General features: G+C 66.4%; 27 protein-coding genes. 19 read left to right on the forward strand and 8 right to left on the reverse strand.

Translation table 11 applies throughout. From position 1 onward, the window contains the following. From VGN62_RS10570 to VGN62_RS10585, 4 genes are all read left to right on the forward strand, one after another. A complete protein-coding gene (locus tag VGN62_RS10570) occupies positions 1-1,335 on the forward strand; it encodes a PQQ-binding-like beta-propeller repeat protein (RefSeq protein ID WP_327453531.1) in 1,335 nt (444 codons plus the stop codon). A gap of 42 nt (positions 1,336-1,377) precedes the next feature. Next, positions 1,378-2,766 carry a ribosome biogenesis GTPase Der gene (der, locus tag VGN62_RS10575; protein ID WP_327453533.1) on the forward strand — a complete coding sequence of 463 codons (1,389 nt, stop codon included), beginning with the start codon at positions 1,378-1,380 and terminating at the stop codon, positions 2,764-2,766. Continuing rightward, on the forward strand, positions 2,759-2,980 hold the full coding sequence (locus tag VGN62_RS10580) for a sulfurtransferase TusA family protein (RefSeq protein WP_327453535.1): 222 nt from the start codon (positions 2,759-2,761) through the stop codon (positions 2,978-2,980). The genes der and VGN62_RS10580 overlap by 8 nt, the downstream gene beginning before the upstream one ends. Positions 2,981-3,097: 117 nt before the next feature. Further along, positions 3,098-3,502 (forward strand): Hpt domain-containing protein, encoded by a 405-nt coding sequence (locus tag VGN62_RS10585; protein ID WP_293648964.1) that lies wholly within the window; start codon positions 3,098-3,100, stop codon positions 3,500-3,502. Between the two features lie 71 nt (positions 3,503-3,573). On the opposite strand, the gene VGN62_RS10590 is transcribed toward VGN62_RS10585, so the two are convergent. Next, positions 3,574-4,815 (reverse strand): DUF418 domain-containing protein, encoded by a 1,242-nt coding sequence (locus tag VGN62_RS10590; protein WP_327453542.1) that lies wholly within the window; start codon positions 4,813-4,815, stop codon positions 3,574-3,576. A 131-nt stretch (positions 4,816-4,946) separates the two neighbouring features. Between VGN62_RS10590 and VGN62_RS10595 the strand changes: the two genes are divergently transcribed. Next, complete coding sequence (locus VGN62_RS10595; protein ID WP_327453544.1) at positions 4,947-5,726, forward strand: Coq4 family protein; 780 nt, start codon at positions 4,947-4,949, stop codon at positions 5,724-5,726. A gap of 52 nt (positions 5,727-5,778) precedes the next feature. On the opposite strand, the gene VGN62_RS10600 is transcribed toward VGN62_RS10595, so the two are convergent. Next, the gene (locus tag VGN62_RS10600; RefSeq protein ID WP_327453546.1) at positions 5,779-6,426 is read right to left on the reverse strand and encodes a flavodoxin family protein; all 648 of its coding nucleotides are present in this window, start codon (positions 6,424-6,426) and stop codon (positions 5,779-5,781) included. A gap of 134 nt (positions 6,427-6,560) precedes the next feature. On the opposite strand from VGN62_RS10600, the gene VGN62_RS10605 reads away from it, so the two are divergent. Then, the gene (locus VGN62_RS10605) at positions 6,561-6,899 is read left to right on the forward strand and encodes a helix-turn-helix domain-containing protein (protein ID WP_327453548.1); all 339 of its coding nucleotides are present in this window, start codon (positions 6,561-6,563) and stop codon (positions 6,897-6,899) included. A gap of 6 nt (positions 6,900-6,905) precedes the next feature. Here the strand turns inward: VGN62_RS10605 and VGN62_RS10610 are convergent, their stop codons facing one another. The 5 genes from VGN62_RS10610 to VGN62_RS10630 form a co-directional block, all read right to left on the reverse strand. Next, positions 6,906-7,643 carry a DUF72 domain-containing protein gene (locus tag VGN62_RS10610; RefSeq protein ID WP_327453550.1) on the reverse strand — a complete coding sequence of 246 codons (738 nt, stop codon included), beginning with the start codon at positions 7,641-7,643 and terminating at the stop codon, positions 6,906-6,908. Positions 7,644-7,650: 7 nt separating this feature from the next. Continuing rightward, positions 7,651-8,205: a nucleoside 2-deoxyribosyltransferase domain-containing protein gene (locus tag VGN62_RS10615; RefSeq protein ID WP_327453552.1), complete on the reverse strand. Its 555-nt coding sequence runs from the start codon at positions 8,203-8,205 to the stop codon at positions 7,651-7,653. Continuing rightward, the gene (purL, locus tag VGN62_RS10620) at positions 8,205-10,448 is read right to left on the reverse strand and encodes a phosphoribosylformylglycinamidine synthase subunit PurL (protein ID WP_327453554.1); all 2,244 of its coding nucleotides are present in this window, start codon (positions 10,446-10,448) and stop codon (positions 8,205-8,207) included. Before purL ends, VGN62_RS10615 begins: the two co-directional genes overlap by 1 nt. A gap of 348 nt (positions 10,449-10,796) precedes the next feature. After that, positions 10,797-11,093 (reverse strand): hypothetical protein, encoded by a 297-nt coding sequence (locus VGN62_RS10625; protein WP_327453556.1) that lies wholly within the window; start codon positions 11,091-11,093, stop codon positions 10,797-10,799. Positions 11,094-11,224: 131 nt separating this feature from the next. Beyond that, a complete protein-coding gene (locus VGN62_RS10630) occupies positions 11,225-11,878 on the reverse strand; it encodes a hypothetical protein (RefSeq protein ID WP_327453558.1) in 654 nt (217 codons plus the stop codon). 83 nt (positions 11,879-11,961) lie between these two features. Here VGN62_RS10630 and VGN62_RS10635 point away from each other — a divergent pair, with 83 nt between their 5' ends. From VGN62_RS10635 to tgt, 9 genes are all read left to right on the forward strand, one after another. Next, a complete protein-coding gene (locus VGN62_RS10635; protein ID WP_327453560.1) occupies positions 11,962-12,222 on the forward strand; it encodes an exodeoxyribonuclease VII small subunit in 261 nt (86 codons plus the stop codon). A 6-nt stretch (positions 12,223-12,228) separates the two neighbouring features. Beyond that, positions 12,229-13,149 (forward strand): farnesyl diphosphate synthase, encoded by a 921-nt coding sequence (locus VGN62_RS10640; RefSeq protein WP_327453562.1) that lies wholly within the window; start codon positions 12,229-12,231, stop codon positions 13,147-13,149. Continuing rightward, positions 13,149-13,655: a pantetheine-phosphate adenylyltransferase gene (gene coaD, locus VGN62_RS10645; protein WP_327453564.1), complete on the forward strand. Its 507-nt coding sequence runs from the start codon at positions 13,149-13,151 to the stop codon at positions 13,653-13,655. Before VGN62_RS10640 ends, coaD begins: the two co-directional genes overlap by 1 nt. 86 nt (positions 13,656-13,741) lie before the next feature. Continuing rightward, positions 13,742-14,545 (forward strand): peptidylprolyl isomerase, encoded by an 804-nt coding sequence (locus VGN62_RS10650; RefSeq protein ID WP_327453566.1) that lies wholly within the window; start codon positions 13,742-13,744, stop codon positions 14,543-14,545. A 36-nt stretch (positions 14,546-14,581) separates the two neighbouring features. After that, complete coding sequence (queA, locus tag VGN62_RS10655; RefSeq protein WP_327453568.1) at positions 14,582-15,613, forward strand: tRNA preQ1(34) S-adenosylmethionine ribosyltransferase-isomerase QueA; 1,032 nt, start codon at positions 14,582-14,584, stop codon at positions 15,611-15,613. A 111-nt stretch (positions 15,614-15,724) separates the two neighbouring features. After that, the gene (locus VGN62_RS10660; protein WP_327453570.1) at positions 15,725-17,239 is read left to right on the forward strand and encodes an acetyl-CoA hydrolase/transferase family protein; all 1,515 of its coding nucleotides are present in this window, start codon (positions 15,725-15,727) and stop codon (positions 17,237-17,239) included. A gap of 122 nt (positions 17,240-17,361) precedes the next feature. Beyond that, positions 17,362-19,506: an EAL domain-containing protein gene (locus VGN62_RS10665; protein ID WP_327453572.1), complete on the forward strand. Its 2,145-nt coding sequence runs from the start codon at positions 17,362-17,364 to the stop codon at positions 19,504-19,506. 61 nt (positions 19,507-19,567) lie between these two features. Continuing rightward, positions 19,568-20,056 carry a hemerythrin domain-containing protein gene (locus tag VGN62_RS10670; RefSeq protein ID WP_327453574.1) on the forward strand — a complete coding sequence of 163 codons (489 nt, stop codon included), beginning with the start codon at positions 19,568-19,570 and terminating at the stop codon, positions 20,054-20,056. 47 nt (positions 20,057-20,103) lie between these two features. Beyond that, the gene (gene tgt, locus VGN62_RS10675) at positions 20,104-21,228 is read left to right on the forward strand and encodes a tRNA guanosine(34) transglycosylase Tgt (RefSeq protein WP_327453576.1); all 1,125 of its coding nucleotides are present in this window, start codon (positions 20,104-20,106) and stop codon (positions 21,226-21,228) included. 1 nt (position 21,229) lies between these two features. Here the strand turns inward: tgt and VGN62_RS10680 are convergent, their stop codons facing one another. Continuing rightward, positions 21,230-21,400: a NepR family anti-sigma factor gene (locus VGN62_RS10680; protein WP_327453578.1), complete on the reverse strand. Its 171-nt coding sequence runs from the start codon at positions 21,398-21,400 to the stop codon at positions 21,230-21,232. A gap of 210 nt (positions 21,401-21,610) precedes the next feature. Between VGN62_RS10680 and VGN62_RS10685 the strand changes: the two genes are divergently transcribed. From VGN62_RS10685 to VGN62_RS10700, 4 genes are all read left to right on the forward strand, one after another. After that, positions 21,611-22,405 carry a response regulator gene (locus tag VGN62_RS10685; protein ID WP_327453580.1) on the forward strand — a complete coding sequence of 265 codons (795 nt, stop codon included), beginning with the start codon at positions 21,611-21,613 and terminating at the stop codon, positions 22,403-22,405. 64 nt (positions 22,406-22,469) lie between these two features. Continuing rightward, the gene (locus VGN62_RS10690) at positions 22,470-25,187 is read left to right on the forward strand and encodes a bifunctional [glutamine synthetase] adenylyltransferase/[glutamine synthetase]-adenylyl-L-tyrosine phosphorylase (RefSeq protein ID WP_327453582.1); all 2,718 of its coding nucleotides are present in this window, start codon (positions 22,470-22,472) and stop codon (positions 25,185-25,187) included. Next, the gene (locus VGN62_RS10695) at positions 25,184-25,651 is read left to right on the forward strand and encodes a peroxiredoxin (protein WP_327453584.1); all 468 of its coding nucleotides are present in this window, start codon (positions 25,184-25,186) and stop codon (positions 25,649-25,651) included. Before VGN62_RS10690 ends, VGN62_RS10695 begins: the two co-directional genes overlap by 4 nt. Then, positions 25,651-26,442, forward strand: coding sequence for a ferritin-like domain-containing protein (locus VGN62_RS10700; RefSeq protein ID WP_327453586.1), 792 nt, complete (start codon positions 25,651-25,653; stop codon positions 26,440-26,442). The genes VGN62_RS10695 and VGN62_RS10700 overlap by 1 nt, the downstream gene beginning before the upstream one ends. The last annotated feature ends 83 nt before the right edge of the window (positions 26,443-26,525 follow it).

Here is a 26,525-nt window from a genome sequence, read left to right on the forward strand (position 1 = left end):
ATGCGGACATCGCGTTACGGACTCTATGCGGCGCTGATCGCGCTGCCGCTCGCCGGTTGCGGCGTGTTGAAAGGCGACGGCGGGCCGAAGACGCCGACGGTCGGCGACCGCGTGTCGATCCTGTCGAACGACAACAGCGTCAAGGTCGATCCGGTGACCGCGGAAATCGCGGTGGTGCTGCCCGAACCCGCGGTCAACGCCGCATGGGCGCAATCGGGCGGCAATGCGTCGAAGTCGATGGGCCATCCCGCGCTCGCCGCGACGCGCAGCAAATTGTGGCAGGCGAATATCGCCGGCAGCACCAACAAGCAGCGCCTCGCCGCGTCGCCGGTCGTCGCCGACAATCGCCTGTTCGTCGTCGATACCGACGCCGTCGTGACCGCTCTTTCCGCCGACACGGGCGCGCCGCTCTGGCGCACGCCGATCGGCAGCGAGGGCAAGGATTTCAAGGCGTCGCTGTTCGGCGGCGGTGCCGGCGTCGACGGCAATGTCGTCTATGCGACCAGCGGCGTCGGTGACGTCGCGGCGCTGAACGTCGCCGACGGATCGGTGATCTGGAAGGTCAAGCCCGCGGGCCCGCTGCGCGGCGCCCCGACGATTGCCTTTGGCGGCGTCTATGTGATCAGCCAGGACAACCAGATTTTCGCGCTCAATGCCGCGACCGGCGCGGTGCAGTGGCAGGCGACGGCGTCGATGGAACCGGGCAGCGTGTTCGGTGCGGCGTCGCCCGCGGCGGGGCAGGGGACGATCGTCGCCGGCTATTCGTCGGGCGAGGTCCAGGCCTATCGCTACGAAAACGGCCGCGACCTTTGGGAAGACGCACTCGCGCGCACGTCGATGGCGCTGTCGGTGTCGACGCTCACCGACGTCGACGCCGACCCGGTCGTCGACCGCGGCCGCGTCTTCGCGCTCGGCCAGGGCGGCCGCATGGCAAGCTATGAGCTCGTCACCGGCCAGCGCAGCTGGGAAATCTCGATCGCGGGCATCTCGACCCCCTATGTCGTGGGCGAGTGGGTCTATGCGATGACCGACGACGGCAAATTGCTGTGCGTGTCGCGCTCGAACGGCAAGGTGCGCTGGATGCAGCAGCTCGCGCGCTTTCGCGTCGAAACCGAAAAGAAGAAAAAGGACCCGATCCGCTGGACCGGGCCGATCCTCGCGGGCGGCCGCCTGATCGCGGTCAACAGCGAAGGGACGCTTTCCGAGTTTTCGCCGACCGACGGATCGCTGCTCGGGTCGACCGAATTCAAATCGTCGCTGTCGCAGCCCCCGGTGGTTGCGAACAATATTTTGTACGTCCTCGCGGACGACGGGCAGATCACGGCCTGGCGCTGATACGGCGTCCGGGCCGGGGCGGCCCGGTGTAGGAATAGGGACATGTCGCGATTCGCGACGATTGCCATTGTCGGCCGGCCCAATGTGGGCAAATCGACGCTGTTCAACCGGCTTGTCGGCAAGCGCCTCGCGCTCGTCGATGACCAGCCCGGCGTAACGCGCGACCGGCGCGAGGGCGACGGCAAGCTGCTCGGGCTCGAATTCCGTATCGTCGATACGGCGGGTTTCGAGGATTATGACGCCGCGACGCTGCCCGGCCGGATGCGCGTGCAGACCGAAAAGGCAGTGCGCGAGGCCGACGCCGCCCTGTTCATGATCGACGGCCGCGCCGGGGTGACCCCGCTCGACGAGGAAATCGCGCGCTGGCTGCGTAGCGAGGACACGCCGATCATCCTCCTCGTCAACAAGGCCGAGGGGAAGCAGGGCGAGAATGGCCTGATGGAAAGCTATTCGCTCGGCTTCGACAATCCGATCGCACTCAGCGCCGAGCATGGCGAGGGCGTCGTCGACCTGTTCGATGCGCTGCGTCCGATCGTCGAGGCCTATGATGCGGCCGAAGCCGAAGCTCTGCCGCCGCCCGTCGAGGGCGAGGAAGACGAGGACGCCCCGCTCGGCCCGATGAAGCTCGCTATCGTCGGCCGCCCGAACGCGGGCAAGTCGACGCTGATCAACCGGATGATCGGCGAGGATCGCCTGATCACCGGGCCGGAGGCCGGGATCACGCGCGATTCGATTCGCGTCGACTGGCAATGGGAAAAGGATGGCGAGATCCACGAGATCCAGCTGTTCGACACCGCGGGGATGCGCAAGCGCGCCAAGGTGGTCGACAAGCTCGAGAAACTGTCGGTTGCCGACGCGCTCCATGCGGTCGATTTTGCCGAGGTCGTCGTGCTGCTGCTCGACGCCACCAAGGGGCTGGAAGCACAGGACCTACGCATCGCCGACAAGGTGCTCCAGGAAGGCCGCGCGCTGATCGTCGCGCTCAACAAATGGGATATCGCCGAAGATCCCTCGTCGCTGTTCAACGGCGTGCGCACGGCGCTCGACGATGGGCTCAGCCAGGTCAAGGGCGTGCCGGTGCTCAGCATCTCGGGCGCGACGGGCAAGGGCATCGACACGCTGGTCCGTGTTGCGTTCGAGCAACGTGAAATCTGGACCAACCGCGTGTCGACCGCGCGGCTCAACCGCTGGTTCGAGGGGGCGGTCGAGAATAATCCGCCGCCGGCGCCCGGGGGCAAGCGCATCAAGCTGCGCTATATCACGCAGGCGCGCACGCGGCCGCCGACCTTCGTCGTGTTCGGGACGCGCACCGATGCGCTGCCGGGCAGCTATGAACGCTATCTGGTCAACGGCATGCGCAAGGAACTGGGATTCCAGGGCGTTCCGGTGCGCCTCAATTTCCGCAATTCGCGCAATCCCTACGATGAGTGACGCATCGACGCTGGTCGTCGATGCGCGCGGGATGCGTTGCCCCTGGCCAGCACTCAGGCTGGCGCGCGCGATGCGCGATGCGTCGGACGTGCTGCTGATCGCCGACGACCCGCAGGCGGGGCGCGAGGTCGCGGCGCTTGCCGGCGAGCATGGCTGGCTGGTCGAGGACGGCGCGACCGACGCCGGCGAAGGGCGCTGGCGCGTCCGGCGCTGATCCAAAGCGGGACGGCTTCGCGCACACGGCGGCTGACACCGTAACGTCTTTTTTACCCAAACTCGGCATGGACCGGGTGGGACCACGGCCGAATTTGAACACCAAGGGACGAAAGCATTGGACGAAATCCTGGTCGATTGGGATGAGTTTCGCGCGACGCGCACCCAGTTGGGCGCGGCGTTTGTGCGTATTCTCGGCTATTTTCGTGAAGATGGCACCAAATCGGTTGCCGCGATCGAAGAGGCGATGCGTGCCCGCGATGCGCGCGGCCTCGTGATGCCCGCGCACACGCTGAAGAGCGAAGCGCGCCAGTTCGGCGGCGAAAAACTCGGTGCGCTGTCCGAAGATATCGAGATGTTCGCGCGGCGCTGCGTCGAAAGCCAGACCAGCCCCGAAGAATATCTGCCGCGCGTCGTCGAATTGCGCCGGCTGTTCGAGGAAACGCTCGGCGCGCTCGAGCGCGAAGCAAACCCGCTCGTCCAGCGTCGTCCGGCAGGTTTCGGACGCGCCGTCGGCTACTGAAGATTATTGGCTGCTTCGATGAATCGAAGCTGAGGCGGCCGGTGCCGTTTCCGACGTCGGTCGGAAAGAAATCATGCTTTCCGCATCGGCTGGAGCGTGCCGCGCGCGAGGCTGCGCCATAGCCATTCGAGCGGCCCATAGCGGAAGCGTTCGAGCCACGGCTTTGACCACAGCAGCATGACGGCCCACATGCCGATGCAGAACAGGTAGAGCGTCCAGCGGCCGACATCGCCGAACAGCCCGACGCCATAGCCGTAGAAGATCGTCGTCATCACGATGCTGGTGCCGAGATAGTTGGAGAAGGCGGCGCGCCCCGCGGCGGCGACGCGCGCGATGCCCGCGCTGGCGCTTGCACGCTGGATCAACAGCACCAGCAGTGCGGCATAGGCGATCGTCATCATCAGCCGTCCCGGCCCCGCCCACGCCATGAAGGCGTTGACGCCGACGAGATAGTCGAAGCCCGATCGCCACTGGAGCCAGCCGACGAGCAGCGTCAACGCCACGCCGGGCGGCAGCCAGCGCCACGCCATCCGCCGGTAATCGGCCGCCGCCCACGCGCCCGTCAGGAAGCCGTTGCGGAACAGCGCCATGCCAAGCATCATCAGCGGCAGCGTTTCGAGCATCGTCATCAGCACGCCGACGAACGGATTGACCGCGCTGTCGAGCCGCGAGTCCAGGATCGGCAGATAGGGGCCGCGATAGAGCGCGAGCTCCTCGGTCACCTCGCCGTCGATCTTGGCATATTCGGCGCGGACGTCGCGCCCCGCCTCGGCCATCGGCGAGGCGGGGTCGTCGGCGGCGCTGGCGATCGCAAGCTGCGCACCGAAGAACAGCGAGGTCAGCACGACGCCGAGGGTGAAGAGGCCGAGCGCCCATTTGATCAGGCGGCGCGCCTCCCACGCGCGAAAGCGGAAGGCGATGCAGCCGACTGCGGCATAGAGGAACAAGATGTCGCCCCACCAGATGAAGAAATAATGGCAGAGGCCGAAGACCGCGAGCCACGCCATGCGGCGATAATGCACCGATCCGGGGTTCTGGCCGCTTGCTTCGGCGCGATCGATGATCAAGAGCATGCTCGCCCCGAACAGGATCGAGAAGAGCCCGCGCATCTTGCCGTCGAACAGCAGGAAGCCCAGCGCCCAGGCGGCGATGTCGGACGGCGTCTCGCCGCCATAGGCGCGCGGCGAGACATAGGCCATTTCGGGCATCGCAAAGGCGACGACGTTCATCGCCAAAATGCCCATCACCGCAAAGCCGCGCAGCGCGTCGAGGGTGACGAGGCGTTCGCCCGCAACTTGTCCATCTTCGCGCATATCGCCCCTCCACTGTATTATTCGCATATAACGGCCGGGGCATCGATCCGTCCAGCGCTTTAACCTCCTATTGACATCTATGTCAGTAATGCTATTTCACCAGCATCAGATGATTCGAACGGGAACGACCCATGACCCCCACCATCTTCTCCCACCCCGACCGCCAGCCGCAGAAGTTCCGTCCGTTCAAGGCGTTCGCGCACTTCCGCAAGCTCATCAAGGACAAGGAAGACACCGAACAGGTGTTCCACATCTTTGAGAATTTGCCGCGCAAGGGTTTCATGGACGACGCGCGCGCGTTCGTGACAAGCGATTTCGGGCAGAAGCTGATGGAGCGCGAACCCTATCTGCCCGACCTGCTCGACGACCATGCGTGGATCGACGAACTGCCCGAGGGCAGCGTCGGCCATGCCTATGTGACCTTCATGCGCCGCGAAGGCCTGTCGGCCGCGGGCCTCGTCGCCGAAAGCGACAAGATGGGCCGCGTGCAATATGACGACCAGGTGCAATGGTATTCGAACCGCCTGCGCGACACGCACGACCTGTTCCACATCCTGACCGGCTATGGCCGCGACGCGCTCGGCGAACAGTGCGTGCTCGGCTTCACCTATGGCCAGACCGGCAATTACGGCAATTTCTTCATCGCCTATGCCGGTGGTTACGAAGTGAAGCGCGGCGTCAAGAGCGATGCGCCGGTTATGGGCGCGATCCGCCAGGGCCAGCGCCACGGCAAGGCGGCCAAGGCGATCATCGAGCAGGATATCCGCTCGCTGCTCGCCGAGCCGCTCGAAGCCGCGCGCGCGCGCCTCGGCATCGGCGAGCCGACGCTCTATCAGGAAGCGCATCGTGCCTATCGCAGCCGCGGGATCGATCCGTATAATTTCCTCGCGGCAAAGGCCGCGATGGCCTGAGCTGGTCCCCGGCGAAAGCCGGGGACCCACCGGGCGCCGGGCGACCCGGCGCTCAGCTTGCGCTTTCCGGCCAGACACGCGGACTGCGCGGCGTTTCCAGCCGATAGTCCGAATAGGACCGGGAAAATATCTCGCGGCCGAGGCGCTCGGCGTCGGCGACCGGGTTTGTCGGATCGTGACGCACTTCGCCGCGGCTGTTGCCGGCGCCGCGCACCACACCGACAAAGTCCGAGCCCGAGTAGCGGGAAAATTCCTGAAGCTGGTGGACGATGCCCAGCGCCACACCGGGATAGGTCTCCTCCGACGCCAGCACCAGCCCGAGCCGCTTGCGCGCCATCGCCGCAAGCGCGTCTTTCGACCCCGGATAGGAGGCCGCATAATAGCAGAAGCTGCGGTCGAAGAACGCCTTCACCTGCGCGGACACGCCATACCAATAGATGGGCGAGCAGAAAATCACCCCGCGCGCGGGCAAGAACTCGTCGAAGAAGAGGGCGCGATAGGGGTCGTCGATCGCGCATTCGCCGTCGGCGCGGCGGCATGTACGGCAATCGCGCAGGAACCCCGAAAGATGGTCGTCCAGAAATCGCAGTGCGACCTCGCTGCCCGCCGCCTCGGCGCCGCGGCGGACGGCCTCGGCAAGCGTCGCGCTGTTGCCGTTGCGGCGCGGGCTTCCGACAAGAATGAGCAATTTTTCGGTCATTTCGGCCGATCCTTTCGCATGGGGCGCGGCACGGTTGCCGCACTTGTTGACGAAAGGGGGTGGCGCTATACTTTCCATTGATCAACTACCTACTATTTTGTCATATACTTACCTTTTGGTTAGGATTGGCGATCATGACGACACGTAACCAGCCCTATAATGACGGCCTTGGGCCGGTGTTCGGGATCATCGGCGGCAAGTGGAAGGCGCTGATTCTCTGGGAGCTTCATGGCGCGCCCGTGCGCTTCGGCGCCCTCAAGCGCCGCATCGCCGGGATCAGCGAAAAGATGCTGATCCAGCAATTGCGCGAGATGGAGGCCGACGGCCTTGTCCACCGCGAGATGTTCCATCAGGTCCCGCCGCGCGTCGACTATTCGGTTACGCCGCTGGGGGCATCGCTCAACGAAGCGCTGACGCCGCTGTGCGAGTGGGGGAAAAGCAATCTGCAACCCCCGGTCATTGGCGATCGGTGACGCCGGTCAGGCGAGTCTGGCGATCAGCGCCTGCGCGGCCGCGGGGTTGCGGACCTTCGCGCCCGAGATGAAGAAGATATAGACGTCGCGGTCGCCTTTCGCCCAATCTTGGGCGCGCTTGGCCCAATGATCGAGCGCCTTGGCGTCATAGCCGGTTTCGACATCCTCCTGGCTGCGCTGGAGCCGCGCATAGGTGAAGTCGGCGGTCTGTTCGTCGATGCACGGGAATTCGTCGCTGTCGGCGTAGACGACCGCCATGTTGCGTTCGCGTAGCATGTCGATGAAGGCCGGGTCGCGGAAGCTTTCGTGCCGGACCTCGATCGCGTGGCGCAGCTTGAGGCCGTCCTGCGTGTCGGGAAGCAGGTCGAGGAAGCCCGCGAAATCGTCGCGGTCGAACTTCTTCGTCGCCATGAACTGCCAGTGGATCGGGCCGAGCCGGTCACCGAGCCGCGTCAGCCCCTGCGTCAGGAATTTCTCGATCGACGCCGCACCCTCGGCCAATATCTTGCGGTTCGTGGTGAAACGTGACGCCTTGACGCTGAACCGGAAGCCGTCGGGGACAGAAGCGGCCCAATTGGCAAAGCTCTCGGGCTTCTGGCTGCCATAATAGGTGCCGTTGATCTCGATCCCGGTCAGATGCTGGCCGGCATATTCGAGTTCGCGTTTTTGCGGGTGTTTGGGCGGGTAGAAGGTTCCGCGCCAAGGTTCGAAGGTCCAGCCCCCGATTCCGACATGGATGCTCATCGGCTCGTCACTCCCTGGCCGGTGTTTCCGGCGGCGTCCAGTTTGCCACCCGGCGCCGCACCGCCGCGGCGAGTTCGTCCATCGTCGCGACCTGTTCGACGCCATAGCGTGCCGCCGTGATATCGACATTGCCCTTGCGCCAAAAGCCCTCGGGGCAAAGCAGGATCAATTTTCCGCCGCGCGCATGGAGGCCCATCTCGAGCAGGCTGACCGGGCTTTGCGATCCCGGGGCGAAATACATCACGATGATGTCGGCCGATTCGAGCGCACCCAATTCCCATTCGACCTGGCGGCGAAATTCGGGCTCCTCCGCGACGGGCTTCCATGCCCGGTTCCAATCTGGGCGCCGCGGATTGAGAAAGACGACGTCGAGGTCGCCGAGCGATTTCACCAGCTCGGCCTGCCAGTCGACCGCGCGGCCCATGTCGATGCTGCCGCCCAGAAAGATGCGCGGCCGCGCATGGTCGGCGGGCAGTTGCTGCGGTGATGTGACCGTGCGGGGCGCGGCCTGAACGGGCAGGGCGGTCGTCAGCAGCGCGAGTGCGACGAGCGCGCGCCGCATCAGGCGAGCGCCGCGTCGGCGCCCATCAGGTTCGGGAAGAAGCCTTCATGTGCCTCGCGCAGTTCGGCGAGCGTCACCTGATGGTCGCTGCCCTCCAGTTCGAAGACGATACGGTCCTTGATCGTGCGGCCGACCGGGTCGACCGGCACGTCGGCGCGGCCCGCGGCGTCGAGGAAATCGGCGAGGCACGTATCGCACACCGTCACGAGGTAAAGCCCCTGATCCTCGCCGAAGAAGCTTTCGGCGACGCCGAACGGCTGTTCTTCGCTGACGAGCACGCCGATGTTCGACTTCAAGGCCATTTCGGCGAGCGTCACCGCCATGCCGCCGTCGGAGACGTCGTGGCACGCCGTGATCCAGCCGGCGTTGATCGCCTTGCGGATGAAATCGCCGGTGCGCTTTTCGGCGCGCAGGTCGACGGGCGGCGGCGGGCCTTCCTCGCGGCCGAGGATTTCGCGCAGCCACACCGACTGGCCGAGGTGGCCGGCGCGTTCGCCGACCGCGAGAACGATGTCGCCGGTGCGCTTGAAGCCGATGCCGACCGCGCGGTTCAGATCCTCGATCACGCCGACGCCGCCGATCGCGGGGGTCGGCAGGATCGCACTGCCGCCGCCGGTTGCCTTGCTCTCGTTATAGAGGCTGACGTTGCCCGACACGATCGGATAGTCGAGCGCGCGGCAGGCCTGCGCCATGCCGTCGAGGCAGCCCGTGATCTGCCCCATGATTTCGGGGCGCTGCGGGTTGGCGAAATTGAGGCAGTTGGTGATCGCGAGCGGGGTCGCACCGACCGCGCTGATGTTGCGCCAGGTTTCGGCGACCGCCTGCTTGCCGCCCTCGACGGGGTCGGCGTAGCAATAGCGCGGGGTGCAGTCGGTCGACATCGCGAGCGCGCGATTGGTGCCGTGGATGCGGACGAGCGCGGCGTCGCCGCCGATCTGCAGCGTGTCGCCGCCGACCTGGCTGTCATATTGCTCGTAAATCCAGCGGCGGCTGGCGATATCGGGGGTGCCCATCAATGTCTTGAGGTCGGCGGCGACGTCCTTCGTCTCGGGGACGTTCGTCAGCTCGGCCTGCTTCGGCGTCGGCACGTGCGGGCGATCATAGAGCGGCGCGTCGTCGGCGAGCGGCGCGAGCGGGATGTCGCAGACGATCTCGCCATGATGTTCGAGCACCATGCGCCCCGTATCGGTGACGGTGCCGATGACCGCGAAGTCGAGTTCCCATTTGTGGAAGATCGCTTTCGCAAACTCTTCCTTGCCGGGCTTCAGGACCATCAGCATGCGTTCCTGCGATTCCGACAGCATCATCTCATACGCCGTCATGCCGGTTTCGCGCTGCGGCACATCGTCCATCTTGAGGTGGAGACCGACGCCGCCCTTCGACGCCATCTCGACCGACGAGGAGGTGAGGCCCGCGGCGCCCATGTCCTGGATCGCGACGATCGCGTCCGACGCCATCAGTTCGAGGCATGCCTCGATCAGCAGTTTTTCGGTGAAGGGATCGCCGACTTGGACGGTCGGGCGCTTTTCCTCGGCATCCTCGCCGAAGTCCGCCGACGCCATCGTCGCGCCATGGATGCCGTCGCGGCCGGTCTTCGACCCGACATAGACGATCGGATTGCCGACGCCGGAGGCGGCCGAATAGAAGATCTTGTCCTGCTCGGCGACGCCGACGGTCATCGCGTTGACGAGGATATTGCCGTCATAGGCCTTGTGGAAATTGACCTCGCCGCCGACGGTCGGAACGCCGACGCAATTGCCATAGCCGCCGATGCCGTGAACGACGCCCGAAATGAGATGCTTCATCTTCGGATGGTCGGGGCGGCCGAAACGCAGCGCATTGAGGTTCGCGACGGGGCGCGCGCCCATGGTGAAGACGTCGCGGAGGATGCCGCCGACCCCGGTCGCCGCGCCCTGATAGGGTTCGATATACGACGGGTGGTTGTGGCTCTCCATCTTGAAGATCGCGGCGAGCTTCTTGCCGTCCGGCCCTTCGCCGATGTCGATGACGCCGGCATTTTCGCCGGGACCGCAGATCACCCATGGCGCCTCGGTCGGCAGTTTCTTCAAGTGGAGGCGCGAGCTTTTATAGCTGCAATGCTCCGACCACATGACCGAGAAGATGCCGAGCTCGACAAGGTTCGGCTCACGCCCGATCGCGTTCAGGACGCGATCATATTCCTCGGGCGAAAGGCCGTGCTCGGCGACGATTTCGGGGGTGATGGCGGGCGCTTGCTGAGTCATGGCGCGCCTTTAGAGCTTCCCCTCCCGAATTGGAAGCGCCGTGACGGAGTCGATTTTGCCCCAGTGCAAGGCGCGAGGAGGGAGCAATGTCGCTGCATTGTGACCGACGAGCAACGCCGCAATGGGTCAAAATCGGCCCGCCCCTCCGGGGTCGCGCCGGGGCGCTCCCTGGACGGCGTCGCGGCGCTTGCACGGGCTACCAGCCCGCGCGGCGCTCCGCTCCTTGCCAGCGAACGCCCCGGCGCGATCACGGCGTTTCCAATTCGGGAGGGGAAGCTCTTGCTGGGCGCAAAACGAACAGACCCCATGATGCGAAAACATCATGGGGTCTGCGGTCGGAGAGACGGATTAGCGCGAGGCGAGCGTGGCCGCAGGCTTCACGAGCGGTTCGACGTCGCGCAGTGCGAAGCTCACCTGCTGCGAGCCGACGGTGCCGCGGACGCGGTGCTGGCCGACGCGGAGCGTGAACGGCTTGCCGGTGCGTTCCTCGACGCCGCTGATCACGCGCGTGTCGCCCACCTTGGTCACGGTGTAGCTGTAGGTCGCGCCTTCATGCTCGAAACGCTTGGTGGCGTCGTCCTGCGCAAGCGCGGCGGTCGGCGCCAGCGCGAGCAGGCCGAGGGCGGGGAGAATGTAATTTTTCATGATGCAAGTCCTTGTCTAAAAAACAAAACTTGCCTTCGAGCCCCTCTCTTCTTGTGCGGTGCAGCATGACGCGCGGTACGCGCGCCAGCAATTGCAAAAAACAGAAGCGCGATTGCGCCGAACGAACGGGTTCAGCGGATTGAGATTCGCCGGTTTGCGCCCGCCCATGCCGCAGTGCCGGCGAGCAGCGCATAGGCAAAAAGCATCGTCGCGGGGATGGCGAGCGAATAGGCGGGCTCCTTCGGCCCGAACCAGTCGACCGCCTGCGCGAAGACGAGCAGCCCCGCGAGCACCCACAGCCGCCGGTCGCCGTGCGGGGCTTCGGTGCGGCGCAGATAATAAAGGAAAGCGCCGCCGATCAGCAGCACTTCGAGCGGCATGGCGATCAGAGGGTGATTCCAGAGGCCGAGCCCGAGCTTTGGCGGTGCGCCGTAAAGCGTGAGGTCGGGGATATGGACGGCAAGGTCGATGAACCAGTGCGAGGCGACCACCAGCGCGGCGCCGATCGCCGCCTCTTTCCGTTTCGTCGCGAACCAGACGATCACGCCGAAAAGCGCCGCCCAGACCAATGTCCCGAGCAGGCTGTGCGTGTAAGGCATGTGATGGAGGTCCATCGGGTTCATCGCGGTGATGCCGGGGACGATCTGCATCGCCTCGATCCCCGGGACCAGCAGCACGGCAAAGCCGATGTCGACGAGCTGCGCGGCGACGAACAGCGTTCCGAGCCCCGCGGCGCGGGGGCGGGCCGCCGCGATCAGCGCCGGGGCGAAGTGGCCGATGAACATGGCGCGAGCCTATCGCGGCGCGGGATGACGTCAAGCGCGACCGCACTTGACCGCGGGGGGGCGAAGGGGCCAAAGCAAGGCGCATGACGGACACCCCCGAAACCGCCGCCGCCGACATCGCCTCGCTCTCGTTCGAAGCCGCGATGGGCGAGCTCGAGACGATCGTGCGGCGGCTCGAAAGCGGCGATGTCAGCCTTGAGGAATCGGTGACGCTCTATGAACGCGGCCATGCACTGCGCGGCCATTGCGAAGCGCGGCTCGCCGCCGCGCAGGCGCGGATCGAGCAGGTCAGCCTCGGCGCCGACGGCCGGCCCGCCGGAACCACGCCCTTCGGCGAAAGCTGATCCGCGATGGCGTCCGTCGACAGCGAAATTTCGCGCGGAACGCAATTGCTCCTGAGCGCGCAGTCCGAGGTGGCCGAAGGGATCGACCGGCTGTTCGACCAGCTGTTGACCATCCCTGCCGACCCGCGCGGGCCGCTCTATGAAGCGATGCGCCATGCCGCGATCGCGGGGGGCAAAAGGCTGCGCCCGCTGCTGGTGCGCGCGGCGGGCGACCTGTTCCACGTCGACCGCGCGCTCAGCCTGCGCGTCGGCGCGGCGGTCGAGGCGATGCACGTCTATTCGCTGATCCACGACGATTTGCCGTGCATGGACGATGACGATGTGCGCCGCGGCAAGCCGACGGTGCACAAGGCCTTCAACGAGGCGACGGCGGTGCTCGCGGGCGATTCGCTCCATGCGCTCGCGTTCGAATGGCTGTGCGACCCGCTGACGAGCGCCGACCCCTTCGTGCGCAGCGAGCTGTGCTGTGAACTCGCGCGCGCGGCGGGACCCGCGGGCATGGCGGGCGGGCAGATGATGGACCTCGCCGCCGAGACGTCGAATTTCGACCTGCCGACGGTGACCCGGCTGCAGCAGCTCAAGACCGGGGCGCTGATCGCCTTTTCGGTCGAGGCGGGCGCGATCCTCGCGCGCATCCCGGCCGAGGGGCGCACGCCGCTACGCGGCTATGCGCGCGACATCGGCCTCGCCTTCCAGATCGCCGACGACATCATGGACGTCGCGGGCGACGAGAATCTCGCGGGCAAGGCGCTTCACAAGGACGATGCGGCGGGCAAGGCGACCTTCGTCACCTTGATGGGGATCGAGCGCGCGCGCGAACAGGCGACCGCGCTGGTCGAACAGGCGATCGCGCATCTGTCGAGTTTCGGTGAAGAGGCGGCGCTGCTGCGCGCGATCGCGCGCTATGTCGTGGAAAGGGACCGTTGATGCGGGTGGGGGTTTATCCGGGGACGTTCGATCCGATCACGCTCGGGCATATGGACATCATCCGGCGCGGTGCGAAGCTCGTCGACCGGCTGATCATCGGGGTGACCACCAATATCGCGAAATCGCCCTTGTTCGACGATGACGAACGGATCGCGATGGTGAGGGCCGAAGTAGCGGGAATCGAAGGAAATATCGAGGTCGTCGGTTTCAATTCGCTGTTGATGGACTTTGCCGACGCGCAGGGCGCGTCGATCGTCGTCCGCGGCATTCGCGGCGTCACCGATTTCGAATATGAGTATCAGCTGACGGGCATGAACCGCCAGCTCAATGCCCGCGTGGAAACCGTCTTCCTGATGGCCGACGTCAGTCTTCAGCCGATCGCGTCGCGGCTGGTCAAGGAAATCGCGATTTTCGGCGGCGACATCCACAAATTCGTCACGCCCTCGGTGCGCGATGCCGTCGTCGGCCGTATCGCCGAGCGGGGGCTCCTCCAGGGCGAGCGCTGATACCGATCATTGAGCGTTCAGCTTTTTCCGGCTAGGGCGCGCCATCGGGGCGCAAATCCAGTTTATTATCCAAAGGCCGATCCAGCATGAAATCTTCCTTCCGCCCCATGATTCTCACGGCGATGGTGTTCGGTCTCACAGGCGCGGCCGTCGCGCAGGATGCGCCGCCCGCACCGGGCCCGAACCCCGAGCAAAGCCAGCCGGCACCGCCCGTCGAAACGCCCGCGCCCGCTCCGGTCGAAACGCCGACCGCGCCCGCGCCCGCGCCCGCCGAGGCAACCCCTGCGGCCGAAGTCCCCGCGGTGCCCGCGATGACCCCCGACCAATATATCAACAACCCCGAATATATGCTCAACCTCGACCTTTCGACGGGCGGGCGTGTCGTGATCCAGCTCTATCCCAATGTCGCGCCGAACCATGTCGATCGCATCAAGCAGCTTGCGCGCGCGGGCTTTTATGACGGGATCAAGTTCCACCGCGTGATCGACGGCTTCATGGCGCAGACGGGCGATCCGAGCGCGACGGGGCAGGGTGGTTCGCAGCTTCCCGACCTGAAGGCCGAATTCAATCCGACCCCGCATTTGCGCGGGACGCTGTCGATGGCGCGCGCGCAGAGCGAAGACAGCGCGAACAGCCAGTTCTTCATCATGCTCCAGCCGCGCTTCTCGCTCGACCGTCGCTACACCGCCTTCGGCCGCGTCGTGTCGGGCATGCAATATGTCGACGCGGTCCATAAGGGCGAGCCGCCCGAAGTGATGTCGCGCATGGTCCAGGTGTCGGTCGCTGCCGACAACAAGCCGATGCCGCCGGCGTCGGCGCTCGTTGAAGCGGTGCCTGCACCCGCGCCCGCCGTGACCGTCGACGAGCTCAACGCCCCGATCAAGCAGTAAGCGCGGCGACGCGCACGCCAGGATCCGAGCCGCACGATGCGCGTCGACGCTTTCGATTTCGAACTGCCCAACGAGCGCATCGCGCTCCGCCCGGCGCGGCCGCGCGACGCGGCGCGGATGCTCGTGGTCGACGGCGGCGCGATGGCTGACGCGGGGGTTGCCGACCTGCCCAAATGGCTGCGGCCCGGCGACTGCCTCGTCTTCAACGACACGCGCGTCATTCCGGCACAGCTCGAAGGGCGACGGGGCGACGCCAGGATTGGCGCGACCTTGCACAAGCGGATCGACCTGCGCCGCTGGCAGGCGTTCGTTCGCAACGCCAAGCGGCTGCGCGTCGGCGAGAGCGTCGATTTCGGCGCCGGGGTCGAAGCGGTCGCCGAGGAACGGCTCGCCGACGGCAGCTTCATCCTCGCCTTTGCCGGCGACGAGCCGGTCGAGGTGCTGCTCGAACGCGCCGGCACGATGCCGCTGCCGCCCTATATCGCGGGCAAGCGCGCGACCGACGAGGACGACCGCAGCGATTACCAGACGATGTTCGCGCGCGAGGATGGCGCGGTCGCGGCGCCGACCGCGGCGCTGCATTTCACGCCCGGCCTGCTCGATGCACTGGCCGCAGCGGGCGTCGCGAGCGAAACGCTGACGCTGCACGTCGGCGCGGGCACCTTCCTGCCGGTGAAGGCCGACGACACCGAAGACCATGTCATGCACGCCGAATGGGGACGGATCGACGTCGATACCGCGGCGCGGCTCAATGCGGTGCGCGCCGCGGGCGGACGCGTGATCGCGGTCGGCACAACCAGCCTCCGCCTGCTCGAAAGCGCAGCGCGCGATGACGGCACGATCGTGCCCTTTGCCGGCGACACCGCGATCTTCATCACGCCGGGCTATCGCTTCAAGGCGATCGACGGGTTGATGACCAATTTCCACCTGCCGCGCTCGACCCTGTTCATGCTGGTCAGCGCGCTGATGGGACTCGATGTCATGCAGTCGGCCTATGCCCATGCGATCGGGGAAGGTTATCGCTTCTACAGCTATGGCGACGCGAGCCTGTTGCTGCCGAAGCGATAGTGGCAAAGAGGCTGCCGGGGCAGGTCGGCGGCGGGTATAGTCGAAGCGCCGAGCCCGTCGGCCGGCACCCGCGCGGCGTGGCACGCCGTCAGCCATGAAAGGGACGTCACCATGACGAACAGCCGAATCGCTCCGCCCGAATTGCACGGCCGGATCATGGGCGCCGACGCCGCGGCTGCGCTGATCGGCCATGAAACGACGGTGGGGATGAGCGGCTTTACCGGTTCGGGCTATCCGAAGGCGGTGCCGATCGCGCTCGCCGCGCGGATCGAGGCCGAACATGCGGCAGGCAACCCGTTTTGCGTGCGCGTGTGGACGGGCGCTTCGACCGGCCCCGAACTCGACGGCGCGCTCGCCAAGGCCGACGGGATCGAATTTCGCCTGCCGTACAACAGCGACCCCATCGCGCGCGAAAAGATCAACCGCGGCGAGATGAACTATTTCGACATGCACCTGAGCCAGGTCGCGCCGATGGCGTGGCAGGGGTTCCTCGGGCCGCTCGACACCGCGGTGATCGAGGTCACGGGGATCACCGCCGACGGCGGGCTGATCCCGTCCTCGTCGGTCGGCAACAACAAGACGTGGATCGACCGCGCCGACCGGATCATCCTCGAGGTGAACAGCTGGCAGAACCCGGCGCTCGAGGGGATGCACGACATTTATTACGGCACCCGGCTGCCGCCCGACCGCGTGCCGATCCCGCTCGTGCGCCCCGACGATCGTATCGGCGAGCCGCTGTTCCGCTGCGACCTCGACAAGATCGCCGCGATCGTCGTGACCGACATGCCCGACCGCAACCTGCCCTTTACCCCGCCCGATGGCGCGGCGCGGGCGATCGCGGGACACCTGCTCGACTTTTTCGCGCACGAAGTGGCGGTGGGCCGGATGCCCGCGTCGCTGCTGCCGATCCAGTCGGGGGTCGGGAATATCGCCAACGCGGTGCTGACGGGGCTGGTCGACAGCCGGTTCGAGAATATGACCGCCTATACCGAAGTCATCCAGGACGGGATGCTCGACCTGATCGACGCCGGAAAGCTGCGCATGGCGTCGGCGACCGCCTTTTCGCTGTCGCCCGAGGCGGCGCTGCGGGTGAACGCCGACATGGCGCGATACCGCGACCGGATGATCCTGCGCCCGCAGGAAATCAGCAACCATCCCGAACTCGTCCGCCGCCTCGGCTGCATCGCGATGAACGGGCTGATCGAGGCCGACATCTATGGCAACGTCAACTCGACGCACATCATGGGGTCGCGCATCCAGAACGGCATCGGCGGGTCGGGCGATTTTGCGCGCAACGCCTTCGTGTCGATCTTCATGACGCCGTCGACCGCGAAGGGCGGGACGATTTCGGCGATCGTGCCGCAGGTCAGCCATGTCGACCACATCACGCAGGATGTGCAGGTGCTGGTGACCGAGCAGGGGCTGGCCGACCTGCGCGGACTCGCGCCGAAGCAGCGCGCGGCGCTGATCATCGAGAAATGCGCGCATCCCGATTTCCGGCCGATGCTCGAGGATTATTATGCGCGCGCGCTCGTGTCCTCATACGGCAAACATGCGCCGTCGCTGCTGACCGAGGCGCTGTCGTGGCACCAGCGCTTCATCGAAACGGGGTCGATGCGCCCGTAAGCGCGCCGGGCATTTACGGATTCGCAAGGCATTTCAGGCAAATCGTCGCTGTTGGTGGGGCCAACGCGACAATGCAGCAGAGTGATCCGGCGCCTCGCGCGGACCATGATAGGGGACCATGAGTGCCGGGCGGCGCCGAACGTGGATTTTTCGGGAAGATCGGGGTGCGCCTCGCGCCGCCGCGCGCCGAGCCGCAACCGGTGCTCGCAGCCGCCGATGCGCTCCTGCTCGTCCGCAATTATGAAGAGTGCGGCCAGGGGTGGTTCTGGTCGACCGATGCCAAGGGGCAGCTCACCTATATCACCGATTCGGTGGCGCAATTGATGGGACGGACGACCGGAGCATTGCTCGGTACGCCGCTCGTCGAGCTGTTCCTGCCTGCCGACAGCCATGGCGAACGCCAGCGCACTCTCCCGTTCCTGCTGACCCGGCAGTCGCGGTTCGACGAACTGCCGCTGCGCAGCGCGTTCGAGGGCGACGATCGCTGGTGGGCGATTTCGGGCTGTCCGCAATTCGACGGCGGCGGCAAATTCGCCGGCTATCGCGGTAGCGGTACCGACATCACCGCGCAGCGCCGCTCGGCCGAGGACGCCTCGCGCCTCGCGCTTTATGATTCGCTGACCGGGCTCGCCAATCGATTCCATATTTCCAAGAAGCTTGAGGCGACGCTCGCCGTGTTCGCGCAGCAGCAGCGGTCGTGCGCGATCATGCTGCTCGACCTCGACCGCTTCAAACAGGTCAACGACACGCTCGGCCATCCTGCGGGCGACGCGTTGCTGAAGCAGGTCGCCGAACGCCTGCTCAAGATCGTCGGTGACCGCGAGATGGTCAGCCGCCTTGGCGGGGACGAGTTCCAGATCATCCTTCCGGACATCGAGGATCGCGGCAAATTGGGCGACATGGCGGCCGAGATTATCGCCAGCCTGTCGCAGCCCTATTCGGTCGAGGGCAGCCGTTGCATTATCGGCGCGTCGGTCGGGGTCGCCATCGCGCCCTTCGACGGTTTGAGCGGCGACGACCTTGTACGCAACGCCGACCTCGCGCTTTACGCCGCAAAGGGCAACGGCCGCGGCCGCTTCGCCTTTTATTCGAGCGACCTGCACCAGGCGGCAGAGGACCGGCGCGTGCTCGAAGAGGATCTGCGCGACGCACTGGCGCGCGGCGAAATCGAACTCGGTTACCAGCCCGTCGTCCATTCGCGGTCGGACATGGTGACGGGGGTCGAGGCGCTCGTCCGCTGGAACCACCGCGAGCGCGGCGCGATATCGCCCGCCGTGTTCATCCCGATCGCCGAGGAAGCCAATCTGATCTGGCCGCTCGGCGAATGGGTGCTGCGCAAGGCGTGCGAGGATGCCGCGCGCTGGCCGGGCGAGATGCGCGTCGCGGTCAACGTCTCGCCGATCCAGTTTGCGAACCCCGACCTGCCCAAGATCGTCGCGAACGCGCTCGCGGCGACGGGGCTGGCGCCCGACCGGCTCGAGCTCGAAATCACCGAAAGCGTCTTCCTCGCCGATTCGGCGGAGACGAGCCGGATGTTCAAGGCCTTGAAGGGGCTTGGCGTGCGCCTCGCACTCGACGATTTCGGCACCGGCTATTCGTCGCTCGGCTATCTGCAATCGGCGCCGTTCGACAAGATCAAGATCGACCAGAGCTTTGTCCGCGATGCGACGATCCCCGGGTCGCGCAACGGCGCGATCATCGCCGCGATCGTCGCGCTCGCCGAGGCGCTGGAGATGGAGACGACCGCCGAAGGCATCGAATCGCTCGACCAGCTTGAGCTCGTCCGCAAGCTCAACGTCAGCCACGTCCAGGGCTATGTCTACAGCAAGGCGGTGCCGCAGGCCGAGCTGCTCGAACATGCCGAGGCCGGGTCGTGGACGATCAAGCCCGCGGGGCCGGCGCGCCAGCGCAACGATCGTTTCTCGCTGTTCCGCAAGGTCGGTGCGATCCACGACAATCACCGCTATGGCGTCGTCATCCGCAACCTGTCGGCCACCGGCGCCTTTATCGAGGGGCTGCTGGACGTCCCCGTCGGCACGCGCTTCGTCATCGATTTCGGCGAGGGCCAGCTGGTCACCGCGACCGTCCGCCGGTCGATGAAGCACCAGCAGGGCGTCGAATTCGAACAGACGATGGTCAGCGACGGCAATGGCGGGCTGTGCACGCGACACCGCGTTTCGCCCTATCTGATCGCCGCGGCCGCGCAGCAGACGAGCGCGCTCGCGCTGCCGTCGTTCACGACCACCGCCGACTGGCGCGCGGCCTGACGCCGGAACCCCGCGGGCGCTGAACCGTATAGTCTTCGACCGCCAATGGACGGAGACCGACATGACCGAGACCAAGATTTTCGCGCGGCTGAAGGCCGATCACGACCGGCATCGCGACCTCCTCGACCGCATCGATGCGACGCAGGGCGACAGCGACGAACGCCGCTATCTGTTCGAAACCTTCCGCGTCGAGGTGACCGCGCACGCGGCGTCGGAGGAAATGTCGCTCTATGCGACGATGCTCGCGAATCCGGACCTGCGCGACGAGGCGCAGCACAGCGTCGCCGAGCATAAGGAGATCGAGGATTTCCTGACCGAACTTTACGAGATGGATTTTTCCTCGACGGGCTGGCTCACCCGCTTCCGGACGATGAAGGACCGCTACCTCCACCATATCGACGAGGAGGAGGAAGAGATGTTCCCGCAGGCGGAAAAGGGCCTGTCGGATGCCAAGAAGCGCGAGCTGGTCAAGATATTCGAAAAGGAAAAGCCGAAGGAAAAGGCGAAGGCAGCCGAAGAGGAGCCGTCGAGCGAACACGCGAAGGCGTGACCGGCCGGCCTCGACTTTTCGCCCGCGCGCCGCCATAGGCGCGCGCCATGACCGACAGATTCGCTTTTCATGTCGCCGCGACCGACGGCGCCGCGCGCACGGGCGTGATCCGGATGCAGCGCGGCGAAATCCGGACCCCCGCCTTCATGCCGGTGGGCACCGCGGCGACGGTGAAGGCGATGCGGCCTGCCGAAGTGCGCGCGACGGGCGCGGACATCATCCTTGGCAACACCTATCACCTGATGCTGCGTCCGACCGCCGAACGCATGGCGCGGCTGGGCGGGCTTCACAATTTCATGGGATGGGACCGGCCGATCCTGACCGACAGCGGCGGTTACCAGGTGATGAGCCTGTCGGCGCTGACCAAGCAGAGCGAAGAGGGCGTCGCGTTCAAGAGCCACCTCGACGGCTCGCGCCACATGCTGACCCCCGAACGGTCGATGGAAATCCAGCGCCTGCTCGGCAGCGACATCGTGATGGCGTTCGACGAATGCCCGCCCAACGGCGTCGACGCCAAACGCGCCGAGGCGAGCATGGAGCGGTCGATGCGCTGGGCGGCGCGCAGCCGCGCGGGCTTCGACGCGGGCGGCGAGCATGCCGCGCGGTCGGCACTGTTCGGCATCCAGCAGGGCTCGCTCGACGAGACACTGCGCGCACGCTCGGCGGCGGCGCTCACCGACATCGGTTTTGACGGCTATGCGATCGGCGGGCTTGCGGTCGGCGAGGGGCAGGAAGCGATGTTCGGCGTGCTCGATTTCGCGCCGGGGCAGCTTCCCGCCGACAAGCCGCGTTACCTGATGGGGGTCGGCAAGCCCGACGATCTTGTCGGTGCGGTCGCGCGCGGGGTCGACATGTTCGACTGCGTGCTTCCGACGCGCTCGGGGCGCAATGGGCAGGCGTTCACCTGGGACGGTCCGGTCAACATTCGCAATGCGAAACATGCCGAGGATAGCGGGCCGCTCGATCCGTCATGCGCTTGCCCCGTCTGCACGACCTGGTCGCGCGCCTATCTCCATCATCTCGTGCGGTCGGGCGAGATGCTCGGCGCGATGCTGATGACGCAGCATAACCTGCATTTCTACCAGGATCTGATGCAGGGGATGCGCGATGCGATCGCGGCGGGGACCTTCGCGGCTTTCCAGCGCGATTTCGACGCGCGCTACAAGCGCTGACTCAGTCGAGCTTGCTGAGCAAATCGAGCAGGGATTGGGGAATCGTCTCGTCGACGGTCGATTCATAGGCGCGGCGCAGGGCACCGTTGACGTCCTGCCCCTTGGCGGAAGGTTTTTTCTCGGCGTCCTTGCCGGGGGTCTCGCCGCGCGGCGAACCGGTTTTAGACGACATTATCGAAGCATCCGCTGGACATGGGGCCTTTTGCTAACCGCGCATACACCAAAGCGCAATGGCGCGTTTGTTCCTTCCCCATGAAACCAATTTGCGGTTAAATCGTTCCATTAGGTCGAAATATATCGGATGCGGGGCGGGGAAGCGCGCGAATTTGTCCCTTTTCCGGACGCGTTCGCCCCGGATTCTGCGGCTTTCAGAAGGTAAAATATGTCATTGGGTCAGTCGGTTGCGCCGCACCTTCCCTATCTGCGGCGTTATGGCCGGTCCATTTCCGGAAACCAGCAGAGCGGCGATGCGCTGGTCGCGCGGCTGCTCGAAACGCTGGTCGCGAATCCGGGCGCGGTCGATATCGGCGCCGATTTGCGTGTCCAGCTCTACCGCATGATCCACGACAATTTCGGGCTGATCGCCGAACAGGCCGCCGCGAAGGACGACGGCACGATGACCGAGATCGCAATCGCCGACGCGCGGCTGCGCCGTATTCCGTCGCTCGCGCGGCAGGCGCTGCTGCTGACCGCGGTCGAGGGTTTCAGCTTCGAGGACACGGGCCGCATCATCGGCCGCGATGCCGAAACGGTGCGCGCGCTGATCGCCGACGCGACCGACGAGATCGACCGCCAGACACGCGCGCGCATCCTGATCATCGAGGATGAGCCGATCATCGCGATGGACATCGAAATGATCGTCCGCGAACTCGGCCACGATGTCGTCGGGGTCGCCACGACGCACCGCGAGGCGGTCGACGAGGCGCAGAAGCACCAGCCGGGCCTCGTGCTCGCCGACATCCAGCTCGCCGACAACAGCTCGGGGATCGAGGCGGTGCAGGAAATCCTGACCGACCTCCAGGTGCCCGTCATCTTCATCACCGCCTTCCCCGAACGGCTGCTCACCGGCGACCGCCCCGAACCGGCCTTCCTGCTGACCAAGCCGTACCAGCCCGCGACGCTGCGCGCGGCGATTTCGCAGGTTCTGTTCTTCGACGAATCGACGATTCCGGCCTGACATCGCGCGCCGGGCTGGCCCTCGCCCTTGTCACGCGCCGCGGCGCGGGTGATAGGGCGAGGCGATGACACTCGTGGACGCTTCCCGCCGCCAGTCGGCGTTCGACCGGCTTGCCGCACATGCCCCGTTCCTCGCGCGGCTGGCCGAGCTCAATCCGGCCGACGTCGACCGTTTCCTGACCGACGGGACCGATGCGGCGCTGGCCGATGTCGCCGTGCCGGCGGTCGACGACGATGTCATGCGGACGCTGCGCCAGTGGCGCGGGCGGATGGCGCTGCTGCTTGCGCTCGGCGACCTGTCGGGCGAGCATGATGTTGCGACGACGACGCGGTTGCTGTCGGATTTTGCCGACCGGGCGTGCGACGCCGCCCTCGCGGCGGCTTTTGCCGAACGCGTGCCGGACGAGGCGCCGCGCGGGCTGTCGGTGATCGCGCTTGGCAAGCTCGGCAGCTATGAGCTCAACTATTCGTCCGACATCGATCCGATCCTGATCTTCGACCCCGAAACGCTGCCGCGCCGTTCGCGCGACGATCCGGGCGAGGCGGCGGTGCGCATCGCAAGGCGGATGACCGAAATCCTGTCCGCGCGGACGGGCGACGGGCATGTGCTGCGCGTCGACCTGCGCTTGCGTCCGCATCCCGAAGTGACGCCGATCGTCCTCCCCGAAAGCGCGGCGATTTCCTATTATGAATCCGAAGCGCTCGCATGGGAGCAGGCGGCGTTCATCCGCAGCCGCGCGTCGGCGGGCGACCGCGCGCTGGGCGAGGATTTCCTGGCCGCGATCCAGCCCTTCATCTGGCGCCGCAGCCTCGACTTCCGGCAACTCAAGGAAATCGGCGCGATGAGCGACCGGATCCGCGACCATTTCGCGCAGGGGCAGGCCTTCGGTCCCGGCTTCGACCTCAAGCGCGGGCGCGGCGGCATTCGCGAGATCGAGTTTTTCGCGCAGGTCCACCAGCTCATCTATGGCGGGCGCGATCCGTCGCTGCGCGTTCCCGCAACGGTCGATGCGCTCGCCGCGCTCGCCGCGGCGGGGCGCGTCGAGCCCGAAGTCGCGGCCCGGCTGTCGGACCATTATGCGGTGCTGCGCCGGATCGAGCACCGGTTGCAGATGATCGAGGACCAGCAGACGCACAGCCTGCCCGTGCAGGAGGCGGCGCTCGATTGCGTCGCGCGGCTCGACGGCGAAGCCGACGGCGCGGCGCTGCTCGCGGCGCTGGCGCCCGTCGTGACCGACGTCGGCGCCTGTTACGACCGGCTCGTTGCCGAGCGCGCGGTGACGACGGGCTTGCCGCGCGACGAGGCGGGACTGGCAGCGCAATTGATGGCGGCGGGGTTCGACCCGCCGGATGCGGCGCTGCGCACGATCGCCGAATGGCGCGGCGGCAAGCTGCGCGCGCTGCGCAGCCCGGCGGCACAGGGGGCGCTCGAAACGGTGCTGCCCGAACTGGTCAAGGCGCTGGGCGCGGCGCCCGATCCGCAGGCGACGCTGCTCCGCTTCGACAAGCTGGTCGGGGGCCTGCCGAGCGCGATCAACTTTTTTCACCTGCTCGCGGCGCAGCCCGAACTCGCAAAAATCGCGACGCGCACCCTGTCGCTCGCGCCGACGCTCGCCGAGGCGCTGGGTGCGCGCGTCGAGCTGATCGAGGGGTTGATCGACAAGCGCGCATTCGAGGCGCCGGCGAACAAGGCTGGGCTGCTTGCCGAATGGGCGCCGGGGCTTGCGGGGCTCGACTATGAACGGCTGCTCGACCGCGTGCGCGACCGCGTCGGCGAGCGGCGCTTTGCCTATGGCGTGCAACTGATTGCGGGGGCGACCGATCCGCTGGCGATTGCGTGCGGTTATTCCGAACTCGCCGAAGCGGCGCTGCAGGTGCTCGCCGATGCGACGGTCGCCGAATTCGTCGCGGCGCACGGCCGTGTGCCCGACAGCGAACTCGTCGTGCTCGCACTCGGGAGACTGGGGGGCAGGGCGCTCACCCATGCGTCCGATCTCGATCTCATCTACCTGTTCACCGGCGACCATCTCGCCGAATCCGACGGGCCGCGCCCGCTCGGCGCGACGACCTATTACAACCGCCTTGCGCAGCGCGTGACCGCGGCGATGTCGGTGCCGACCGCGGCGGGCAAGCTCTATGACGTCGATACGCGGCTCCGGCCGCAGGGCGCGCAAGGCCCGCTCGTCGTCACGCTCGACAGCTTTGAACGCTATCAGCGCGAAGAGGCGTGGACGTGGGAGCATATGGCGCTGCTGCGCGCGCGGCCGGTCTATGGTTCGGACGCGGCGAAGGCCGAGGTGCAGCGCATCATCGCCGAACTGCTCGCGATTCCGCGCGATCCCGCGAAGCTGGCGGCCGATGCCGCCGACATGCGCACGAAGATCGCCGCGCACAAACCCGCGAAGGGCGCGCTCGATATCAAGGGCGGGCCGGGCGGGCTCGTCGACCTCGAATTCGCGATGCAGGTGACGCAGCTTGCAAGCGGCCAGTGCCACGATCCGAATATCGCCGCCGCGCTCGCGTGCCTCAAGGCGGCGGAGCTGGCGCCGCCCGAGGTTTGCGACGCGCACGGCTTGCTCGCGCGGATGCTCGTGATGCTGCGGCTGACCGCGCCCGAAGGCGAGCCGCCGACCGCCGCGGCGCGGCAACTCGTCGCCGCGGCGTGCGGCGAACCCGGCTGGCCGCAACTGCTTGCCGCGCATGACGCGGCGCGGCAGGAGATCGCAAGCTGGTGGGCCGCGATTCGGCCCGCCGCACCCCCACAGCAGGAGACAGGACAATGAGCGGCCCCCAGATCGGCGACGCGATTCCCGCGGTCAAACTTCTCGACGCCGATGGCGCGGCGATCGACCTCGCCGCGATGAAGGGCGCGCCGCTGGTCGTCTATTTCTATCCCAAGGCCGATACGCCGGGTTGCACGACCGAGGCGCAGGACTTCACGCGCCTTGCGCCCGAATTTGCGCATCTGAACGCGCAGGTGCTCGCCGTGTCGCGCGATGCCCCCGCAAAGCTCTGCAAGTTTCGCGACAAATATGGCCTCACCGTCCGCCTCGCATCCGACGAGGATGGCGCGGTGTGCGAAGCGTTCGGCACCTGGGTCGAAAAGCAGAATTACGGCCGGACCTATATGGGGATCGAGCGTTCGACCTTTCTCTTCGGTGCCGACGGCAAGCTTGCCAAGGAATGGCGCAAGGTGCGCGTGAAGGGGCATGCCGAGGCGGTGCTGGAGGCAGCGAAAGCCCTGTAATGCAGACATTGGGTGACGCCGCGCGCGCGGTCCTGCTGACACCGGGTCCGCACGACAAGCACCGCGCCGCGCGCGGTTTTGCGCGCGCGTGGCGGCGCGGCGACCTCGCCCATCGCTGCGACACGGCGATGCCCGACCGGCCCGCCTGGCCCGCGGCGCCCGAACTGCTCGCGCCGAATGCGATGCCCAAGCGCGGCAAGGGCGGATCGGCGCGCGGCCGCATCGCGCTGCTCCACGCGCTCGCGCATATCGAGTTCGTCGCGATCGACCTTGCTGTCGATCTCGTGGGGCGTTTCGGCGGCGAATTTCCGCGCGCCTTCGTCGACGACTGGATCGCGGTCGCCGCCGACGAGGCGATGCATTTCGCGCTGCTCGACCGGCGCCTTCGCCAGCTCGGCAGCTTTTACGGCGAACTGCCCGCGCATGCCGGCCTGTGGGAGGCGGCCGAGGTCACCGCCGACGACGCGCTGGCGCGCCTCGCGATCGTGCCGATGGTGCTCGAAGCGCGCGGGCTCGACGTCACGCCGTCAACGGTCGAACGCTTCCACGCGGCCGGCGACGAGGCATCGGCGAAGATTTTATCGCGAATTTACAACGACGAAATCCGGCATGTGAGCGCCGGCACAGCCTGGTTCGGGTGGAAGTGCGACGAAAGGGGATTCAACGTCGTCGAAACGTGGCAGAGCCTCGTAAAATCGCGCTTCCGGGGCTCGCTGAAGCCTCCGTTCAACGACTCGGCGCGCCACGACGCCGGTTTAACGCAAGAATTCTACGCTGTTATTGCTTCGTAAGGATTGGAACAGCACACAGGCTTCCGCGGGGGATGAGCAATCATCCAAACCTAGAAAACACCGGCGCCAAGGCCCTTTCTTCG

The organism is Sphingopyxis sp. (assembly GCF_035998905.1).
GTDB lineage: Bacteria > Pseudomonadota > Alphaproteobacteria > Sphingomonadales > Sphingomonadaceae > Sphingopyxis.

Excerpts from the sequence above, each read along its gene's own strand:
- VGN62_RS10570 (WP_327453531.1), top strand. The coding sequence starts at position 1 with ATGCGGACATCGCGTTACGGACTCTATGCGGCGCTGATCGCGCTGCCG.
- der (WP_327453533.1), top strand. The coding sequence starts at position 1,378 with ATGTCGCGATTCGCGACGATTGCCATTGTCGGCCGGCCCAATGTGGGC.
- VGN62_RS10580 (WP_327453535.1), top strand. The coding sequence starts at position 2,759 with ATGAGTGACGCATCGACGCTGGTCGTCGATGCGCGCGGGATGCGTTGC.
- VGN62_RS10590 (WP_327453542.1), bottom strand. The coding sequence starts at position 4,815 with ATGCGCGAAGATGGACAAGTTGCGGGCGAACGCCTCGTCACCCTCGAC.
- VGN62_RS10595 (WP_327453544.1), top strand. The coding sequence starts at position 4,947 with ATGACCCCCACCATCTTCTCCCACCCCGACCGCCAGCCGCAGAAGTTC.
- VGN62_RS10600 (WP_327453546.1), bottom strand. The coding sequence starts at position 6,426 with ATGACCGAAAAATTGCTCATTCTTGTCGGAAGCCCGCGCCGCAACGGC.
- VGN62_RS10605 (WP_327453548.1), top strand. The coding sequence starts at position 6,561 with ATGACGACACGTAACCAGCCCTATAATGACGGCCTTGGGCCGGTGTTC.
- VGN62_RS10610 (WP_327453550.1), bottom strand. The coding sequence starts at position 7,643 with ATGAGCATCCATGTCGGAATCGGGGGCTGGACCTTCGAACCTTGGCGC.
- VGN62_RS10615 (WP_327453552.1), bottom strand. The coding sequence starts at position 8,205 with ATGCGGCGCGCGCTCGTCGCACTCGCGCTGCTGACGACCGCCCTGCCC.
- purL (WP_327453554.1), bottom strand. The coding sequence starts at position 10,448 with ATGACTCAGCAAGCGCCCGCCATCACCCCCGAAATCGTCGCCGAGCAC.
- VGN62_RS10625 (WP_327453556.1), bottom strand. The coding sequence starts at position 11,093 with ATGAAAAATTACATTCTCCCCGCCCTCGGCCTGCTCGCGCTGGCGCCG.
- VGN62_RS10630 (WP_327453558.1), bottom strand. The coding sequence starts at position 11,878 with ATGTTCATCGGCCACTTCGCCCCGGCGCTGATCGCGGCGGCCCGCCCC.
- VGN62_RS10635 (WP_327453560.1), top strand. The coding sequence starts at position 11,962 with ATGACGGACACCCCCGAAACCGCCGCCGCCGACATCGCCTCGCTCTCG.
- VGN62_RS10640 (WP_327453562.1), top strand. The coding sequence starts at position 12,229 with ATGGCGTCCGTCGACAGCGAAATTTCGCGCGGAACGCAATTGCTCCTG.
- coaD (WP_327453564.1), top strand. The coding sequence starts at position 13,149 with ATGCGGGTGGGGGTTTATCCGGGGACGTTCGATCCGATCACGCTCGGG.
- VGN62_RS10650 (WP_327453566.1), top strand. The coding sequence starts at position 13,742 with ATGAAATCTTCCTTCCGCCCCATGATTCTCACGGCGATGGTGTTCGGT.
- queA (WP_327453568.1), top strand. The coding sequence starts at position 14,582 with ATGCGCGTCGACGCTTTCGATTTCGAACTGCCCAACGAGCGCATCGCG.
- VGN62_RS10660 (WP_327453570.1), top strand. The coding sequence starts at position 15,725 with ATGACGAACAGCCGAATCGCTCCGCCCGAATTGCACGGCCGGATCATG.
- VGN62_RS10670 (WP_327453574.1), top strand. The coding sequence starts at position 19,568 with ATGACCGAGACCAAGATTTTCGCGCGGCTGAAGGCCGATCACGACCGG.
- tgt (WP_327453576.1), top strand. The coding sequence starts at position 20,104 with ATGACCGACAGATTCGCTTTTCATGTCGCCGCGACCGACGGCGCCGCG.
- VGN62_RS10680 (WP_327453578.1), bottom strand. The coding sequence starts at position 21,400 with ATGTCGTCTAAAACCGGTTCGCCGCGCGGCGAGACCCCCGGCAAGGAC.
- VGN62_RS10685 (WP_327453580.1), top strand. The coding sequence starts at position 21,611 with ATGTCATTGGGTCAGTCGGTTGCGCCGCACCTTCCCTATCTGCGGCGT.
- VGN62_RS10690 (WP_327453582.1), top strand. The coding sequence starts at position 22,470 with ATGACACTCGTGGACGCTTCCCGCCGCCAGTCGGCGTTCGACCGGCTT.
- VGN62_RS10695 (WP_327453584.1), top strand. The coding sequence starts at position 25,184 with ATGAGCGGCCCCCAGATCGGCGACGCGATTCCCGCGGTCAAACTTCTC.
- VGN62_RS10700 (WP_327453586.1), top strand. The coding sequence starts at position 25,651 with ATGCAGACATTGGGTGACGCCGCGCGCGCGGTCCTGCTGACACCGGGT.